This window comes from Bacillus sp. AY3-1 (genome assembly GCF_008368785.1).
Lineage (GTDB): Bacteria > Bacillota > Bacilli > Bacillales > Bacillaceae_G > Bacillus_A > Bacillus_A wiedmannii.
The window spans coordinates 100755-117175 of the sequence record NZ_QORZ01000005.1; the positions used below are offsets into that span (position 1 = coordinate 100755).

Genomic DNA, 16421 nt, shown 5'->3' on the forward strand with positions numbered 1-16421 from the left:
TGAATGAATATAAAATGAATTTTCTGTAATTTTACGAACTAAGTCATAGATGAAGAGATAAGATATAGAAAGAAGCTTACGTTTTTAACGTAAGCTTCTTTTTTATGTAAGTGTGTATAACCGTTAAGCCGCATTGGGTTTTGTCGGTGAGTACGCGGAACTTTACGGTTACACGACACTTATTCATATGAGTAAAAGGGGTATTCCAACAGAAAGTTTGTACTTAAGCGATTGGACCGCCTAAGTTAATAATATCTTCAGAAACGCTGTCGAACTTTTTGAAGTTCTCTTTGAATTCGCTTGCAAGTTCGATTGCTTTCTCTTTATAAGCAGCTTTATCAGCCCAAGTTTGTTCAGGCATTAACACTTCGTCAGGTACACCTGGTACGTGAAGTGGAACTTCAAGACCGAAGATGTCATGTTTAGCTGTTTCAGTTTTCGCAAGTTCGCCGCTTAATGCAGCTTGAATCATTGCACGAGTGTAACCTAAGTTCATACGTTTACCAATGCCGTATTCGCCACCAGTCCAGCCAGTGTTTACTAAGAATACTTTCGCATCGTGTTTCTCGATTTTTTCACCAAGCATTTCAGCATAGCGAGATGCATCAAGTGGTAAGAATGGTGAACCGAAGCAAGTTGAGAATGTTGCTTGCGGAGATGTAACGCCGCGCTCTGTTCCTGCTAGTTTACTAGTGTAACCACTTAAGAAATGATACATAGCTTGTTCTTTTGATAACTTACTGATTGGAGGCAATACGCCAGATGCATCAGCAGTTAAGAAAATGATTGTATTTGGGTGTCCAGCAACACTTGGCAGTACGATATTGTCGATCGCATGCATAGGGTATGCAGCACGAGTATTTTCTGTTAAAGTAGTATCGTTATAGTCTGCGATACGCGTTTGGTTATTAATGATAACGTTTTCTAAAACAGATCCAAATTTGATTGCATCGAAAATTTGTGGTTCTTTCTCGTGAGAAAGGTTTACACATTTTGCGTAGCAACCGCCTTCAATATTGAATACACCGTTATCAGACCAACCATGCTCATCATCACCGATTAATTTACGGTGTGGATCAGCAGATAATGTTGTTTTACCTGTTCCAGATAAACCGAAGAATAGTGCTACGTCACCTTCTTCACCTACGTTTGCAGAGCAGTGCATAGAAAGAATATCTTGTTCAGGTAGTAAGAAGTTCATAATAGAGAAGATTGATTTTTTCATTTCTCCAGCGTATTCTGTACCACCAATTAGTACGATACGTTTTTCGAATGAAACCATAATGAATGCTTCAGAGTTTGTACCGTCAACAGCTGGATCAGCTTTGAAATTCGGTGCAGAAACAATTGTGAACTCTGATTCATGAGTTGTTAATTCTTCTTCAGTTGGACGAATGAATAATTGATGTACAAATAAATTGTGCCATGCATATTCGTTAATAACTTGAATTGGTAGGCGGTAATTGCGGTCAGCGCCTGCAAATCCATTGAAGATGAATAACTCTTCTTTTTCTTTTAAGTATTCTAAAACTTTAGTGTATAATTTATTAAAATGTTCTTCAGAAATCGGTTGATTCACTGCTCCCCAAGCAATTTTGTCAGCAACCGATGCTTCTTTCACAATAAATTTATCTTTAGGAGAACGTCCTGTATATTTTCCTGTTGAAGCAGAAACGGCACCAGTAGAAGTTAATTTCCCTTCATTTCGCATTAATACTTTTTCCACTAATTGCGGAACACTTAGTTGAATCTGTGCATTGCTTCCGTTCAATAATTCGTGTAAACCAATTTGGACATTCACAGTACTCATATTTATATACCATCCTTTTCATTTAATGAAATATTTCTCGTAATCCCCAACAAGAGTATAACACAATTATATAAATAATGTATACTATTTATTTCTTTTTGTTTGTGTGAATGTATTATTTCCTTATTAATATTTCATTCCAGGCGTATTGAGAAAAACTTTCAGGAAAATGTGAATATTAATTGACAAATGAATATCATTTCTTTAGTATAGGTTGGGACGGATACTCTCTTATCCCGAGCTGGCGGAGGGACAGGCCCGATGAAGCCCAGCAACCTCACTTGTAGTGGTAAATACAGGTGAATAGGTGCTAAAACCTGTGCGAGGCTAACGGTCTCGAACGATAAGAGCAAAGGGCAAAAAGCAGTATGCAAGTAGCAAATTAAACCTTTCCTCTATGTAAAGTAGGAAAGGTTTTTCTGTATGCTTGTGTGGGAGAATAAATGTATGTCGCAGTTTGTGGCAAATTAAGGATGAGTTCCGTACAATATATACAATTACTGTAGGGAGGTTTACCACATGACAAAAAAACGTCATCTGTTCACATCTGAGTCTGTAACTGAAGGACATCCAGATAAAATTTGTGACCAAATTTCTGATTCAATTTTAGATGCGATCTTATCAAAAGACGCAAATGCACGTGTAGCTTGTGAAACAACTGTAACAACTGGTTTAGTATTGGTAGCGGGGGAAATTACGACTTCTACTTACGTAGATATTCCAAAAATCGTTCGTGAAACAATTCAAGGCATTGGTTACACACGCGCAAAATACGGATTCGATGCAGAAACTTGTGCAGTTTTAACATCTATCGATGAGCAATCTGCTGACATCGCTATGGGTGTTGACCAAGCGCTAGAAGCACGCGAAGGTCTAATGACTGACGCTGAGATTGAGGCAATTGGTGCGGGAGACCAAGGTTTAATGTTTGGCTTCGCATGTAATGAAACACAAGAATTAATGCCACTTCCAATCTCGCTTGCTCACAAATTAGCTCGCCGTTTAACTGAAGTACGTAAAGATGACACATTATCATACTTACGTCCGGATGGAAAAACGCAAGTTACAGTTGAGTATGATGAAAATGGTAAACCTGTACGTGTAGATACAATCGTAATTTCTACACAGCATCATCCAGATGTTACATGGGAAGAAATCGATCGCGATTTAAAAGAGCATGTAATTAAAGCTGTAGTTCCAGCAGAATTAATGGATGGAGAAACGAAATTCTTCATTAACCCAACTGGCCGCTTCGTAATTGGTGGACCACAAGGTGATGCTGGTTTAACAGGACGTAAAATCATCGTTGATACTTACGGTGGATACGCTCGCCACGGTGGCGGTGCATTCTCTGGTAAAGATGCAACGAAAGTTGACCGTTCTGCAGCATATGCAGCTCGTTATGTTGCGAAAAACATCGTAGCAGCTGGTCTTGCTGACAAAGCAGAAGTACAACTTGCATACGCAATTGGTGTAGCACAACCAGTATCAATTTCAGTTGATACATTCGGGACTGGTAAAGTATCTGAAGACGTACTAGTAGAACTAGTTCGTAACAACTTCGATCTTCGCCCAGCTGGTATTATTAAAATGCTAGACTTACGTCGCCCAATTTATAAACAAACAGCAGCTTACGGCCACTTCGGACGTACTGATGTAGACCTAACATGGGAACGTACAGACAAAGCTGCAGCTTTAAAAGAGCAAGCTGGTCTATAATATATGAAAAAAAGCTTTGCGCCGTGAGCGCAAAGCTTTTTTTATTTCGTTTTACTTCTAATTTGAATGCATGAGCTACAATACACTTCGCCGTCTAGCTCAATATACTTTTTCATATTCGTCATGCCACTTGCCGGAAAAGGCATATGAACCCATGCCTTTTCATACGTTTGTATTTCTTTTTCACATGATTTGCAAAGGGTTGGTTTCTTCTGGAACATATGTAATCAACCTTTCATTTGACGTGCTTTACCCGCGCAAAAGGCACTGCTTAGTAAAAATAGTGTTGCGAATATAATGCTTACTAATGTAGCGTATGGAATTGCGCCTTTTAGAGAAAAGCCAATAGTAATGGAAGCGACGAATAAGAGGATAAATGTTGTTGTTAATTTTTTATAAAGTTCCATAATATGTAGACCTCCTTATTTAGAGATAGAACGTTTAAAAATAAAATCTATTATATAGGCAAGTACGAGAGGAATTAATGTGCTAGTCAAATAGTAACGAATAACACCATCAGGCATAAGTACATACAATTTTAAAAAGTTAATATCGAACCCGTAAGCGATACATTGAAAAAGGGATAATATAATTAGGAATGGTATAATGGGTACGGATCGTTTCATATTTTGAATCATGTAAAGATCCTTTATATGGATAAATATACTTATATTGTATCATGTTGAATCCTTTGCTTCATACATAATTTTACAAGAAAATGAAAGGGAAGATATAAAATGAGCGTAACCGAACATAAAAAACAAGCACCGAAAGAAGTGCGTTGCAAAATCGTGACGATTTCCGATACACGTACGGAAGAGACAGATAAGAGTGGACAACTATTACATGAATTGTTAAAAGAGGCAGGGCATACAGTGACCTCTTATGAAATTGTAAAAGATGATAAAGAAAGTATTCAGCAAGCAGTGTTAGCTGGTTATCATAGAGAAGATGTTGATGTTGTGTTAACAAATGGCGGAACTGGTATTACGAAGCGTGATGTGACGATTGAAGCAGTATCAGCGTTATTACATAAAGAAATTGTCGGGTTTGGTGAGTTGTTCCGCATGATTAGTTATTTAGAAGATATCGGAAGCAGCGCAATGTTAAGTAGAGCGATCGGTGGTACAATTGGGCGCAAAGTTGTCTTTTCAATGCCAGGATCTAGTGGAGCAGTTCGCCTTGCGATGAATAAGCTAATTTTACCAGAATTAGGTCATATTACATTTGAGCTGCATCGCCAATGAGTAAATGGGCTGGAATTGTATTAGCGGGCGGTATGTCGAGTAGATTCGGTGAGCCGAAAGCGTTAGCGAGCTGGCAAGGGAGTACGTTTATTGAGCATATTTTGAAAGTGATGACAAGGACGCTCCAAGAGGTTGTAGTCATTAGTCATTCTGATATAAAAGAGCGAGTAGAGCAACTCGTACAAGTTCCTGTTATAGAAGATATTCCGCACTATAAAGGAAACGGACCACTTGCTGGAATTGTATCAGGAATGGAATATATAGAAGCAGATTGGTACGCTATTATGCCATGTGATGCGCCAAATATTTCGCAAGAATGGTTGACCATTTTGCTAGAGCAAACGAGTGATGAATATGATGCAGTCGTACCTATTATTAATGGAAGAAAACAACCGTTACTTGCAGCATATCATAACCGTGTGAAAGAAAAGATTTATGCTTTGCTACAGGATGAAAAAAGAAGTATGGGCCAACTTTTATCACAATGTAATGTGAAATATGTTGCTGGAGAAGATGTACAAGCGAATGCGGATTGGTTTATGAATGTGAATACGAAAGAAGAATATGTGCAGGCTCAAAAAGACCTTTCAAATGAATGAAAGGTTTTTTGATATACAGAAATTGGGGAACAATTACTGTATAAAGGTATGTGAGTAAGTTGATTTTAAGGGCAATTCTTAAAATCATCATACAGTTAAAATAGTGTATAACCATATATTAATTTTTATGGGTTTTTATTACAAGTCTGTTTGTTTATGTTTGTTTTTGTTATAATGAATATAGAAATAATATGATATTTCACCTTATGTATCATTCATTTAAGTAAATTTTACAACTGTGTAATAAACTCCCTTCGTTTTGAAGGGAGTTTTTCTATTTAAGCAAGCAACTCTGATGCGTTATGCTGAAGGACTTCTTCATATTGGTTAAGTAAGCCATGAAAGATCTCATCCCAGCTTTTTGATTTCGCATAAGATGAAGCTGCTATTCCCATCTGCTCAAGTTTTTCTTCATTTTGCAATAAAAGATAAATGGATGATAGAAATGCGTTCTCATTTTTGGGTGGACAAAGAACTCCTGTTTTTCCATCTGTAATAATATTTTTAACCCCGCCACTATTTGCACCAATGACAGGTGTACCGCATGCAAGCGATTCAAGTACAACGTTCCCAAATGTTTCAGTAGCAGATGGAAATACCATTAGATCGGAAGAAGCATAGGCTTCAGCTAAATCTTCACCTTGTAAATATCCAGTAAAAGTGACATTTGTATTCGGAACAGCTTCACGTAAATTTATTGCTAGAGGACCGTCTCCTGCAACGAGCCAATGAATGTCTTTTCGAGTATGCGCTGTTTTAGCGATAATATTTTGCAACGTATCAATATCTTTTTCAGGGGCAATCCGTCCAACATAGGAAAGGACATACTTCGCTGTAATATTATATTTTTTTCGGAATAGGTCTGTATTGTAAGATGGATGAAAGAGTGTGCAATCTACCCCGCGTCCCCATATGGAGAGGGCCTGAAAGCCTTTGTTTTTTAGTTGGTGTAACGTTTCAAAGGAAGGAACGAAATTTTTTTGCATATGACTATGAAACCATTTTAAATAGTTCCAAAGCATATTAGAGAGAAATTCAATTTTGTAATAGCGTAAATAAGCATCGAAATCAGTATGATAAGAACCGACAACTGGGATGTTTAACTTTTTTGCATAATACAATCCACAAAGTCCCATGTTGAAAGGTGTGGCAATGTGAATAATGTCAGGTTTAAAGGAAAGAAGTTTTCGTTTAATGCGCGGAGTAGGAAAAGAAAAGCGGCATTCTGGATATAATATTGTTAACGGGATACTTCTCATCTTGTTCACATTAGCTACGAAATTATCTTCAGCTGTATGCTGAGGAGCGAAAACAGAATAGGCGATCTTTTCTTTCTGAAAGTAACGTGTTAATCGTTCTAGTGTTTTCGCAACCCCGTTCACTTGTGGCGTAAAAGTATCGGTAAAAATGGCGACTCTCATCATATCACTCCTTTATGTGAAAAGTGGGATGAATTGATAAAAAGAGATGATGCCAGAGCAAGTGCCGAGGCACATACCGACGAATACATCAGACGGATAGTGAAGCCCTAAATAAATGCGAGAAATACCAACGCATAATGCTAACGGTAATAGAAAAGCAAATATGCTTGGATTATAGCAAATAAATGGAATAAGGACAGAGAAAACGGCTGTTGTATGACCAGACGGGAAAGAGTGGTCTTTTAATGGATGGACTGGATATTTCGCATCCTGAATTGTTAAATAAGGGCGTTTTCGCGGATACCATCTTTTTAATATTTGTACAGGAATATGGCTAATTGCTAAAGAAATAGCAGTTGCGATTGCAGCTTGATGCAAAGTCCCTTTTGCAAAAATTAAAAAGAAAAGTGTGAGTGCGATTGAGAAAGTAGCACCACCGATATGAGTAATATTGCTGAAAAAGATATTTAATGTTTTTTGATCAAAGTATCGGTTAATTCCTTTGAAAATGTAACATTCTATTTTATACAGTCCACTGACCTTCATGAAAATTCTCCTCCCTCGTTTACATATATATGGAGATATTAGCTTTTATTTTAATAAGATTTTATTAAGGGAGTAATAATGTTTTGTAAAGAAAAAGTTAGTTTTTATCCCGCTTTAATGGGCAGTAAGACCCCCACCTCAAAATTCAGCGAAAGCAAAGAAGTTAGGTGGGGGATCAACTGCCCATAAAAGTCCGATTGGTTCAACTAATAATCAGTGGGGGATGAAGAAAAACCCCACTGATTAAAGTTTCACTTTATATAAAAAGCTGCCACTTTAATGGCAGCTGGAAAAGTTACTTCTGTAATGATTTATAATACTGACCTTTTTCAACATATTGTGTGCGAATTCGCTCCATGTCTTTACGGTCTTCTTCTGTTAATTCACGAACGACTTTAGCTGGTCGACCGAACGCTAACGTGTTTGGCGGGATTTTCTTTCCTTGTGAAACGAGGCTTCCAGCACCGATAAAGGCTCCTTCGCCAATTTCAGCACCATCTAATATAATAGATCCCATTCCAATTAAAGCATCTTTTTTAATATGACAGCTATGTAAAATAACTTGATGCCCAATGGTCACGTCGTCTTCTAAAATAAGAGGATACTGTGGGCTTTGGTGAAGTGTACATTGGTCTTGTACATTTACCCGGTTTCCAATGATTGTTGGTGAAACATCACCGCGTATGACTGTATTAAACCAAATACTTGATTCTTCACCAATGGAAACGTCGCCTGTAATCGTAACATAATCAGCGACAAAAGCACTACTCGCAATTTTCGGATTTTTTTCTTTGTAAGGATATATCATGTAAAGTCTTCCTTTCCTAGAGACTAGTTTCAGTGTATCAAATTATGAGAAAGAGTGAAATGGAGGAGGTCCGTATGTGGAATTATGAAGCAGAGGAAGCGAAAGCTGTCGTTGTTATCGTGCACGGCGCAATGGAATATCACGGACGTTATGAAGCCGTTGCGGAAATGTGGAATCATATCGGCTACCACGTCGTAATGGGGGACCTTCCGTCACATGGAACGACTTCGAGAAATAGAGGACATATTGATTCATTTGATGAATACATAGAGGAAGTTAAATTGTGGGTGAAAGAGGCAAGAAAGTATAGGTTACCTATTTTTATATTTGGTCATAGTATGGGTGGTCTTATTGTCATTCGTATGATGCAAGAAACGAAGAGAGAAGATGTAGACGGCATTATTTTAAGTTCGCCATGTTTAGGCTTAGTAGCTGGACCTTCAGCACCACTTCAAGCTGCCTCAAAAATATTAAATATTATCGCTCCAAAATTGCAATTTGCAACGAATCTTACAGTGGAAATGTCCACTCGTAATCATGAAGTTAGGGACGCGATGGAGAATGATTCATTGTTCTTGCGCAAAGTATCAGTACGTTGGTATAGTGAATTGATTAAGTCTATCGAAATTGCTCATAAAAAAATAGATGATTTTCCAGATGTTCCGCTCTTGCTAATGCAAGCTTGTGAGGATAAACTTGTAGATAAAATACGTGTCCGCACTTGGTTTGATAATGTTAAAATAAGTGATAAGGCTTTTAAAGAATGGCCGAATTGTTATCACGAGTTATTAAATGAGTATGAGCGTGATGAAATTTTGAATTATATTCAGTCATTTACTGAAATACGCATCAATAACATAATAGAAACAAACAAATAAGTAAATTATTTGTACATCGAATAGAGGAGATGAAGGAAGAAGTGAACGTACCGAGTAATCCCATAACGCTCATGGCGAAAGTATACCGTGATGTGTTTCCGGTAGTACACCATGAGCTAGCGGTGTGGAAAGAGCGTGCCTACCATATTCCGAATGATGAGCTTCATAGTCAGGCAATCGCGAGTATTGAGAATAAAACGTTTCATTGCGAAGGCGGTGGTATTTTAGCACTGTTAGCAAATGAACACCGAGAGGAATGCATTCGTTTTATCGTAGCGTATCAAACAATCAGCGATTATTTAGATAATTTATGTGACCGCAGTACATCACTTGATCCGAATGATTTTGCCGCACTGCATGAATCTATGTTAATGGCATTATCACCTGAAGTAGAAGGTGGCGGTAATTATTATCGCTATCGTGATGACCAAGACGATGGTGGTTATTTAGATGAACTTGTTGAAACATGCCAAGATGTTTTAAAGAAAACGAAGCACTATGACAAAATTGCTCCTGTTCTTCATGAACTTGCTTGTTATTATTGTGATTTGCAAATTCATAAACACGTGAAGTTAGAAGAAAGAGAACCACGCTTACAAAAATGGTTTGAAGCACATAAAGAAAATTTACCTGAAATGAGCTGGTTTGAATTTTCAGCATGTGCCGGTTCTACACTTGGAATCTTCTGTCTTGTAGCATATGCATTTCATGATGAATTACATGATGAAGATATTGCGAAAATTAGACAAGGATACTTCCCATACGTACAAGGACTTCACATTTTACTTGATTATTTCATCGATCAAGAAGAAGACCGTATAGGCGGGGATTTGAATTTCTGTAGTTATTATGAAAACGAGCAAGCGATATTAGATCGTATGAAACATTTTGTAGAAGAAGCAGAGAAGAGCATTGGTGATTTACCTCATGCGAAGTTTCATCGTCTCATAAGCCGAGGGTTACTTGGTATTTATTTATCAGATCAAAAAGTATCAGCACAAAAGAATATGAACAAAATGGCACGGCGCATTGTAAAATACGGAGGGCTTACTTCACGATTCTTCTATTGGAACGGGAAGATGTACCGAAAGAAAATGGCGCAGTGATGAATAAAACCACTCATGTAGAGTGGTTTTTGTTATAATATGGTAAAGGGTGGTGGTGGAAATGAAGCGATTGTTTCAAAAGCTATATGAAAATATTGAAGTAACGTTACTCATGCTACTTTCCATTTCATTTGTAACTGGAATGTATATGATGATGAATAAAGCGGGTGGTCCTACTACAATGGATTATGTGGCTCAAATTATCATCGCATTGATTATCATATTAGATATTATCTTTTTAATAAGTAGTAGAAAAAAAGAAAATAGTAAATAAAAAGCATTTGTACACGGGAGTACAAATGCTTTTTATTATGATCGTATTTTTGCAAATACATATATGAGAAGTTCAATCGCAAAAATAACTAAAACAGATAGTCCGAATAAAGGCATGACAGCGCCTAGTATAACCATCATGATAAAGAAAACGATTATGCTTTTCTTATCTCTTTGCTTTGGTGGTGCTGCTAATTTTCCTTTCGGCTTTCTTGCAAACCACATTTTTACTCCGTAATAAATAAGAAGTAATAAAGATAATGTCGTTAGTAAGCATAATATTTTATTTGGCCATCCGAATAAATGACCTTCGTGAAGCGGGATACCGTAAGTGAACCATTGTGCAAATAAGCCATAATCACGATAGTCCGTTTTTGAAATGAGTTTTCCGCTATATTGATCAAAGTAAGCTGTTATTTCTTCATTTGGTGCCACATCCATGCCCGTAATACCAGAACCGCTCGATTTCGAAACGGTGAATACACCTTTCGGATCAGTTGGTAGTGAGATAACGTATGGCTTCTTTATTTCAATTCCTTTTTGTAATTCATCGACAGAAATTGTTTTTGGCTCATTTGAATTCGATTCAGGAGGAGCTTCTTTTCTTGTTGCCCACGGCAATTCTTTTACCTTTGATTCAGGAGGTGCCATATACAACTTTGGATATCCAATCGATTCATTCGACGATGCGATTTTATAAATTTGGTTACCCATAAATCCTGACCATGGCAATCCAGATGCGACTAACAAAACGAGTGGAATTGTAAATATAATACCGATAATAGAATGACGTCGTTTTGCTTTTTCTCGCTTAGTGGATGCCGGTGTGTTTTTGAATTGGCGTATACTCATATACAATCCAGTCACAATTAAAAAGATTGTCCAGCATGCCGCAAGCTCTACAGTATAGTTGACGACAGTGCCACCAACTAAAAGAGAACTATGTAATTCCCGCATTATATTGGCAAACGTTTCACTTGCATTTTGATCTCCAATAATTTGATTATTGCTATCTAAATACACATATTTTTGTTGCCCCGTATATTCATTTGCAATAGTAAGCCTCGTATTATAATCCCCATTAAACTCACTAATTTTCGCCACACTATAATGTGGATATTTTTTCTCTGTTAAGGAAATAGAATCAGACATCGAAATAGATTCCGTTTGGGCGCTCTTCCCAAAATATAAATCTTTATAGATGAAATCTTCAACTTCTTCCCGAAATAAATACCCAATCCCGCTCAGTGACAATGTAATAAGAAGCGGCGTAATAAAAAGCCCAGCATAAAAATGCCAACGCCAAAAAATGTAATGAAGCGAACGATTTGCTTTCATACTTTCAGTTCCCCTAACCTTCCCTATATGAATAAATTCCTCATTTTAATATAGCGAGATTAAGTGTGGATATTTTGAAGGAATTGTGAAAAATGTTAAAAGTTTTGGGGATTTTCATCGGTGAGACATACAATACGTAATACAAAGCTTAGTTGAGTGAATCAACTCTTCATTTCCTTTTTGTAGTCTGATTTGAAGTGCCTTTTGAAAATAAGATAAGGCAGTATGGAAGTAACCTTCATCTAATTTACTTTTTCCGTAATGTTGGTAGAAGAAGTCTTCATAAGCCGGTAAGTCTGGTAGTGTTTGTAGAAGTTCGGTAAAGAGTGCATTTGCAGCAGGAAATTTTCTTTCCCAATGATATGTATGTGCAAGACGAGGTTTGTTAATAAAAAGCCCCTGGATGTTATCCGTTTGTGTGTAATTTTCAATTGCCTCCTGTAAGTAATATTTACTTTCAGAAAGGTTGCCAGCGATTCGTTCATAAACGCCAATTAATCCGCAGCTTTTTCCATATAACGAATCTTCATGTAAATGTTCTTTCAAAAATACAATCCCCTGCTTCATTTCAGCAAGGGATATAGGCTTTTCTCTAAGATTTTCATCAAATGTGTATCCCATTTCAAAAGGTATATTCATTGGGACCCCTTTATAGTTTCTGCATCCATCTTCACAACCGCCTCAGCAAGACATTGAGCGGAATCGACAAATTCCTCATTCGCCACAACATTCAAATCAGTACATGCGATAATTGTGGTATCTACTTCATCTTTTAACTGTAAAACAAGCGCACTCCACAATTCTTGAGCTGCTTCAATTTCTCCACTTTTAATACAAGTAATAATTTGATTAATCATTGTTTGCCATTTTTCATGATGAATGTATTCTATATTACGTTTTGTAATCCCATCTTGGTAAATACCAGCTTGAATTGTCGCTTCTGTTGCGAGAAGAGCGACTCTTTTTGTATTTTAAGGAATAGCTTGTAACGTCTCGTCGACTATATTCAAAATAGGAATAGAAATAGAACGTTGTAATTCCTCAAAATAAAGATGTGCCGTATTGCACGGCATAGCGATAAATTCTACACCAGTACTTTCAAGTTTTTGTGCCCCTTCAATAATCGCTTTTTTCATCGCCTCGTGATCAATAGGCTGATCCATATAAAACGGTGTTGGACAAGAATAAATCATCATATGAGGAAAGTCTATATCATGCTTTGCTCCGTATATTGTACAACTGTATCGACGAATGGTCCAGTTGAATTTGGCCCCATTCCTGCTAGTATTCCGATCATTGGTTTGTCTCCTTTAGTATGTAATTAAAAACGTTTTTTGCGCACGATAAAAAGAAATAAAGTAAGTAATAAAAATGAATATACGATAGCCCAAGCTGTGAGCCATAGCGTGTGAGTCAGTATATTATATTTGTATTGTCCAAGCATTAGAAAGCTTTCGACAGGTGGTAAAAACCATAGTAACTCTTTTTTTAACCGGATGGAGGCGATCGTTATAAGTAATATAAATGTAAGGCTAAGCCAAGCTGTGCTTACTTTTTGAATAATATTTCTAGTAAATAAAGTTGCAATTGAAATTCCTAGTATAGAGAAAGACATGTGAGCGAGAAATCCGACTAAAAATAAAGAAACTGTCATTTTTTCATTAAACATTTGCAAAATAATGGGATAGATTACGGATATAAAAGATAACACAGTACAAATGAGAAGAGCTGTAATATATTTACCAACGTATAATGTGGAAATGTTATTTGTGTGTGAAATAGTAATTTGCTCTTGTACAGGGTCTTCAGTATGAAAAATTGTGATTGTAATCCAGGCAGATAATAAATAAAGGGCGAGAGCTGTTTCTAAGTATGTCGGTACAATAGGAGTCGGTTTATATGTATATACAAAAAGTAAGCTCACAAAGTACATCGCAATAGGAGGGACGTACTTATACGATTTTGTATAGTCGAGAAAATGGTAACGAATAAGCGCGAACATAATAAACCTTCTTTCGATTTAAAAGTTAGGTTGTAGCAGTGTGATAGATGCTTTTTTATGTAATAAAAACTGAAGCATTTCGTTTGTATATTCTTTTTCGATTTGTAATTGAATAAGGTTTTGATTTGAATTGTGTGCAACGTGTATAAATCCTAATTGTTTCCGTAGTTCTATCGCTGAAAATGTTTCGTGAACGATTGCTTCAATATAGACTTGTTCTGCTCCTTTTTGTACAGAGATATTTTCCGTGATTGTATGATTTGCTAACTTCACAATTCTATCGGCGAAGTTTTCTAGTAGTTGTTTTTCGTGACATGTGAAGAGTATAGATATGCCGTGTTGTTTTAATGAGAGTAAAATATGTTCTAGTTCTTGCTGAGAGTTAGGATCGAGCCCAGAAAGAGGTTCATCTAAAATTAATAAATGGACGTCCGTAAGCAATGCTTGCATAATGCCAGTTTTTTGTTTCATACCTTTTGAAAAGTTTCGTACAACGGAATGCCTTGCATGATGTAAATGAAAAGATTCAAGAAGCATCGGAATTTTATCTTTTAAATATTTTGTTGATAAACCGTGGATGTGACCGAGATGATATAAATAATCCTCTAATGTAAAACGAATCCCTTCAGGAAAATGTTCAGGTACATAGCCAATTTGTATATGTTCTTTTCTTTGAAGTGTCCCTGTTGTAGGTGAAATAAATCCTGCAATTATTTTGAGTAGCGTACTTTTTCCAGTCCCGTTCCCGCCAATAATAGCGAGCGCTGCTCCTTCTGGAATGGATAAATCAATGTTGTCTAGTATAAGTGATTTGCCATACTTCTTTTGAATTCCCCTTAGTTCTACTAGCAAAGTTCTATCCTTCTTTCTTTAAATAGTGTATATATCCATTATATAGGAGAAAAACAAAAAGACGTGCAATGAGTGCACGTCTTTTTTTGTTATCTTTTGTCGATAAGTCGATATGTTGTGTCGAATCGTCGATATATCGAAAAAATCGTTGATATATCCCGAGTTACGATAGATATAATTGAAAAATCGTCGATATATTATCGCTTCTCAATCGCCACAATAAATGGTGGGTTATTTTGCTGGTTAATGAAGCCGTATCGTAGTACGTGAGCTTGTTTTTGGTCGAGTTCTTCTGCAAATTTGAGAACAGCGTCGCGTTCTACTTGTCCTTCTGGGTGTCCGTGGTAAATGACAAGGACGATGATTCCTTCAGGTGCCATTACTTCTAGTAATTGTTCAATTGCCGAGAGTGTTGAGTTCGGTTTTGTAACGATATGCTTGTCACCACCAGGAAGGTAACCTAAGTTGAAGATAGCGCCTGTTACTTTTCCTTTTGCATCTTCTGGTAGTACGGATAGAAGCGTATCGTGACTATCGTGAACTAAAACAGTACGTTCAAAAAGCTCTTTTTCTTTTAGACGGATAGTAGAGCTTTCAATTGCTTCTTTTTGAATATCAAATCCAAATACTTTTCCGTTATCTCCAACGATTTCAGCTAGGAAGCATGTGTCATGTCCATTGCCGAGCGTTGCATCTACAGCATAATCGCCTTCTTTTACTGCCGTTTGCAGCAGTGTGCGAGCAAACGGTAATACACGTTCTAATTTCATTGTTGTTTCTCCTCATTTGCATATTTTCCTTGCCAGCTTCCGCGGCGTACAAATTCTGCATCGATGGAATTTAATACTTCCCATTTATTTAAGCTCCACATTGGACCAATCATTAAGTCAGGCGGACCGTCACCTGTGATACGGTGCACAATTACGTCTTCTGGAATCATTTCAAGTTGGTCAACAACGAGACTTACGTAATCTTCAAGAGAAAGGAATTCTAATTGTCCTTTTTCATATTGCTTCACCATTGGCGTTCCTTTTAATAAATGAAGTAAATGAATTTTAATTCCTTGTACATCAAGCTTCGCTACTTCACGAGCTGTTTCCATCATCATGTCGTAATCTTCAAGTGGAAGACCGTTAATAATATGAGAGCAAACTCTAATGCCATGCTTACGTAATTTATTTACACCTTCCACGTAAGATGGGTAATCGTGAGCGCGATTAATAAGGTTTGCAGTTCGTTCGTGAACAGTTTGTAAACCGAGTTCAACCCAAAGGTATGTGCGTTTATTTAAGTCCGCTAAATATTCAACGACATCGTCCGGTAAGCAATCTGGACGAGTTGCGATAGAAAGACCGACAACGTCTTTTTCTGCTAGAAGCGGTTCGAATTTTTCTTTTAACACTTCAAGTGGTGCATGTGTATTTGTGTACGCTTGGAAATAAGCGATACATTTTCCGTCTTTCCACTTTGAGTGCATTTTTTCTTTCATTTCATGATATTGCGTTATAACATCATCGCGGCGATCACCAGCGAAGTCACCAGATCCGGCAGCACTACAAAATGTACAACCACCGTAAGCAACTGTACCGTCACGGTTCGGGCAATCGAAGCCAGCATCTAATGAAACTTTAAAGATTTTTTCACCAAATTCATTTCGTAAATGGTAATTCCATGTATGATAACGTTTATTGTCGTTTGTATATGGAAAAGGGTTTTGAACCTTCATTACTTTCCCTCCTAAGCCGAGTCAAAATGAAACAAAATCCATTATAACATACTCATAAGGTTCATATGGAAGGGACACACTAAAGGGGAATTGAAG

The 16421-nt window shown here is 37.1% G+C and carries 18 protein-coding genes, 1 pseudogene and 1 riboswitch; of the genes and pseudogenes, 6 read left to right on the forward strand and 13 right to left on the reverse strand.

Annotated features, from left to right (window positions below; all coding sequences use genetic code 11):
* Window positions 1-223 precede the first annotated feature (223 nt).
* Entirely contained in the window at window positions 224-1810 is a 1587-nt protein-coding gene (gene pckA, locus DN389_RS03285; protein ID WP_048540837.1) for a phosphoenolpyruvate carboxykinase (ATP), read from the reverse strand.
* Between the two features lie 228 nt (window positions 1811-2038).
* A riboswitch (SAM riboswitch) is annotated at window positions 2039-2160 on the forward strand.
* A 169-nt stretch (window positions 2161-2329) separates the two neighbouring features.
* On the opposite strand from pckA, the gene metK reads away from it, so the two are divergent.
* On the forward strand, window positions 2330-3529 hold the full coding sequence (gene metK, locus DN389_RS03290) for a methionine adenosyltransferase (protein ID WP_000163113.1): 1200 nt from the start codon (window positions 2330-2332) through the stop codon (window positions 3527-3529).
* Between the two features lie 41 nt (window positions 3530-3570).
* Here the strand turns inward: metK and DN389_RS03295 are convergent, their stop codons facing one another.
* Window positions 3571-3750: a hypothetical protein gene (locus tag DN389_RS03295; protein WP_149236807.1), complete on the reverse strand. Its 180-nt coding sequence runs from the start codon at window positions 3748-3750 to the stop codon at window positions 3571-3573.
* A gap of 6 nt (window positions 3751-3756) precedes the next feature.
* Window positions 3757-3936, reverse strand: a complete 180-nt coding sequence (locus DN389_RS03300; RefSeq protein WP_088080084.1) for a hypothetical protein — start codon at window positions 3934-3936, stop codon at window positions 3757-3759.
* 330 nt (window positions 3937-4266) lie between these two features.
* On the opposite strand from DN389_RS03300, the gene DN389_RS03310 reads away from it, so the two are divergent.
* Both DN389_RS03310 and DN389_RS03315 read left to right on the forward strand, forming a co-directional pair.
* Window positions 4267-4776: a MogA/MoaB family molybdenum cofactor biosynthesis protein gene (locus DN389_RS03310; RefSeq protein WP_000117134.1), complete on the forward strand. Its 510-nt coding sequence runs from the start codon at window positions 4267-4269 to the stop codon at window positions 4774-4776.
* The gene (locus DN389_RS03315) at window positions 4773-5375 is read left to right on the forward strand and encodes a molybdenum cofactor guanylyltransferase (RefSeq protein ID WP_149236809.1); all 603 of its coding nucleotides are present in this window, start codon (window positions 4773-4775) and stop codon (window positions 5373-5375) included. The genes DN389_RS03310 and DN389_RS03315 overlap by 4 nt, the downstream gene beginning before the upstream one ends.
* Window positions 5376-5653: 278 nt before the next feature.
* On the opposite strand, the gene DN389_RS03320 is transcribed toward DN389_RS03315, so the two are convergent.
* From DN389_RS03320 to DN389_RS03330, 3 genes are all read right to left on the reverse strand, one after another.
* A complete protein-coding gene (locus tag DN389_RS03320) occupies window positions 5654-6796 on the reverse strand; it encodes a glycosyltransferase family 4 protein (protein WP_149236810.1) in 1143 nt (380 codons plus the stop codon).
* 12 nt (window positions 6797-6808) lie between these two features.
* Window positions 6809-7342 carry a phosphatase PAP2 family protein gene (locus DN389_RS03325; protein ID WP_000868583.1) on the reverse strand — a complete coding sequence of 178 codons (534 nt, stop codon included), beginning with the start codon at window positions 7340-7342 and terminating at the stop codon, window positions 6809-6811.
* Between the two features lie 295 nt (window positions 7343-7637).
* Window positions 7638-8150, reverse strand: a complete 513-nt coding sequence (locus DN389_RS03330) for a gamma carbonic anhydrase (protein WP_000640213.1) — start codon at window positions 8148-8150, stop codon at window positions 7638-7640.
* 74 nt (window positions 8151-8224) lie between these two features.
* Here DN389_RS03330 and DN389_RS03335 point away from each other — a divergent pair, with 74 nt between their 5' ends.
* From DN389_RS03335 to DN389_RS03345, 3 genes are all read left to right on the forward strand, one after another.
* Window positions 8225-9028, forward strand: coding sequence for an alpha/beta hydrolase (locus tag DN389_RS03335; protein ID WP_046958673.1), 804 nt, complete (start codon window positions 8225-8227; stop codon window positions 9026-9028).
* A 41-nt stretch (window positions 9029-9069) separates the two neighbouring features.
* Window positions 9070-10134, forward strand: a complete 1065-nt coding sequence (locus DN389_RS03340) for a tetraprenyl-beta-curcumene synthase family protein (protein ID WP_141499258.1) — start codon at window positions 9070-9072, stop codon at window positions 10132-10134.
* Window positions 10135-10195: 61 nt separating this feature from the next.
* Complete coding sequence (locus DN389_RS03345) at window positions 10196-10408, forward strand: hypothetical protein (protein ID WP_088064624.1); 213 nt, start codon at window positions 10196-10198, stop codon at window positions 10406-10408.
* Between the two features lie 35 nt (window positions 10409-10443).
* On the opposite strand, the gene DN389_RS03350 is transcribed toward DN389_RS03345, so the two are convergent.
* The 7 genes and pseudogenes from DN389_RS03350 to mnmL form a co-directional block, all read right to left on the reverse strand.
* Window positions 10444-11745, reverse strand: coding sequence for a PepSY-associated TM helix domain-containing protein (locus DN389_RS03350; protein WP_149236811.1), 1302 nt, complete (start codon window positions 11743-11745; stop codon window positions 10444-10446).
* 114 nt (window positions 11746-11859) lie between these two features.
* Complete coding sequence (locus tag DN389_RS03355) at window positions 11860-12384, reverse strand: tetratricopeptide repeat protein (protein WP_088123560.1); 525 nt, start codon at window positions 12382-12384, stop codon at window positions 11860-11862.
* Window positions 12381-13042 (reverse strand): annotated as a pseudogene (locus tag DN389_RS03360) (aspartate/glutamate racemase family protein). Before DN389_RS03360 ends, DN389_RS03355 begins: the two are co-directional and overlap by 4 nt.
* Before the next feature lie 24 nt (window positions 13043-13066).
* A complete protein-coding gene (locus DN389_RS03365; protein ID WP_098802290.1) occupies window positions 13067-13747 on the reverse strand; it encodes an ABC transporter permease in 681 nt (226 codons plus the stop codon).
* Window positions 13748-13765: 18 nt separating this feature from the next.
* Entirely contained in the window at window positions 13766-14599 is an 834-nt protein-coding gene (locus tag DN389_RS03370) for an ABC transporter ATP-binding protein (RefSeq protein ID WP_149236812.1), read from the reverse strand.
* A gap of 197 nt (window positions 14600-14796) precedes the next feature.
* A complete protein-coding gene (gene mnmM / locus DN389_RS03380) occupies window positions 14797-15369 on the reverse strand; it encodes a tRNA 5-(aminomethyl)-2-thiouridylate-methyltransferase MnmM (RefSeq protein ID WP_088064619.1) in 573 nt (190 codons plus the stop codon).
* Window positions 15366-16325: a tRNA modification radical SAM protein MnmL/YtqA gene (gene mnmL, locus DN389_RS03385; protein WP_149236813.1), complete on the reverse strand. Its 960-nt coding sequence runs from the start codon at window positions 16323-16325 to the stop codon at window positions 15366-15368. Before mnmL ends, mnmM begins: the two co-directional genes overlap by 4 nt.
* Window positions 16326-16421: the final 96 nt, after the last annotated feature.

Coding starts and splice junctions, on each gene's coding strand:
- DN389_RS03335 (WP_046958673.1), top strand. CDS start 8,225: ATGTGGAATTATGAAGCAGAGGAAGCGAAAGCTGTCGTTGTTATCGTG.
- DN389_RS03330 (WP_000640213.1), bottom strand. CDS start 8,150: ATGATATATCCTTACAAAGAAAAAAATCCGAAAATTGCGAGTAGTGCT.
- DN389_RS03350 (WP_149236811.1), bottom strand. CDS start 11,745: ATGAAAGCAAATCGTTCGCTTCATTACATTTTTTGGCGTTGGCATTTT.
- mnmM (WP_088064619.1), bottom strand. CDS start 15,369: ATGAAATTAGAACGTGTATTACCGTTTGCTCGCACACTGCTGCAAACG.
- DN389_RS03355 (WP_088123560.1), bottom strand. CDS start 12,384: ATGAATATACCTTTTGAAATGGGATACACATTTGATGAAAATCTTAGA.
- DN389_RS03310 (WP_000117134.1), top strand. CDS start 4,267: ATGAGCGTAACCGAACATAAAAAACAAGCACCGAAAGAAGTGCGTTGC.
- DN389_RS03295 (WP_149236807.1), bottom strand. CDS start 3,750: ATGTTCCAGAAGAAACCAACCCTTTGCAAATCATGTGAAAAAGAAATA.
- DN389_RS03345 (WP_088064624.1), top strand. CDS start 10,196: ATGAAGCGATTGTTTCAAAAGCTATATGAAAATATTGAAGTAACGTTA.
- DN389_RS03320 (WP_149236810.1), bottom strand. CDS start 6,796: ATGAGAGTCGCCATTTTTACCGATACTTTTACGCCACAAGTGAACGGG.
- pckA (WP_048540837.1), bottom strand. CDS start 1,810: ATGAGTACTGTGAATGTCCAAATTGGTTTACACGAATTATTGAACGGA.
- mnmL (WP_149236813.1), bottom strand. CDS start 16,325: ATGAAGGTTCAAAACCCTTTTCCATATACAAACGACAATAAACGTTAT.
- DN389_RS03300 (WP_088080084.1), bottom strand. CDS start 3,936: ATGGAACTTTATAAAAAATTAACAACAACATTTATCCTCTTATTCGTC.
- DN389_RS03315 (WP_149236809.1), top strand. CDS start 4,773: ATGAGTAAATGGGCTGGAATTGTATTAGCGGGCGGTATGTCGAGTAGA.
- DN389_RS03365 (WP_098802290.1), bottom strand. CDS start 13,747: ATGTTCGCGCTTATTCGTTACCATTTTCTCGACTATACAAAATCGTAT.
- DN389_RS03325 (WP_000868583.1), bottom strand. CDS start 7,342: ATGAAGGTCAGTGGACTGTATAAAATAGAATGTTACATTTTCAAAGGA.
- metK (WP_000163113.1), top strand. CDS start 2,330: ATGACAAAAAAACGTCATCTGTTCACATCTGAGTCTGTAACTGAAGGA.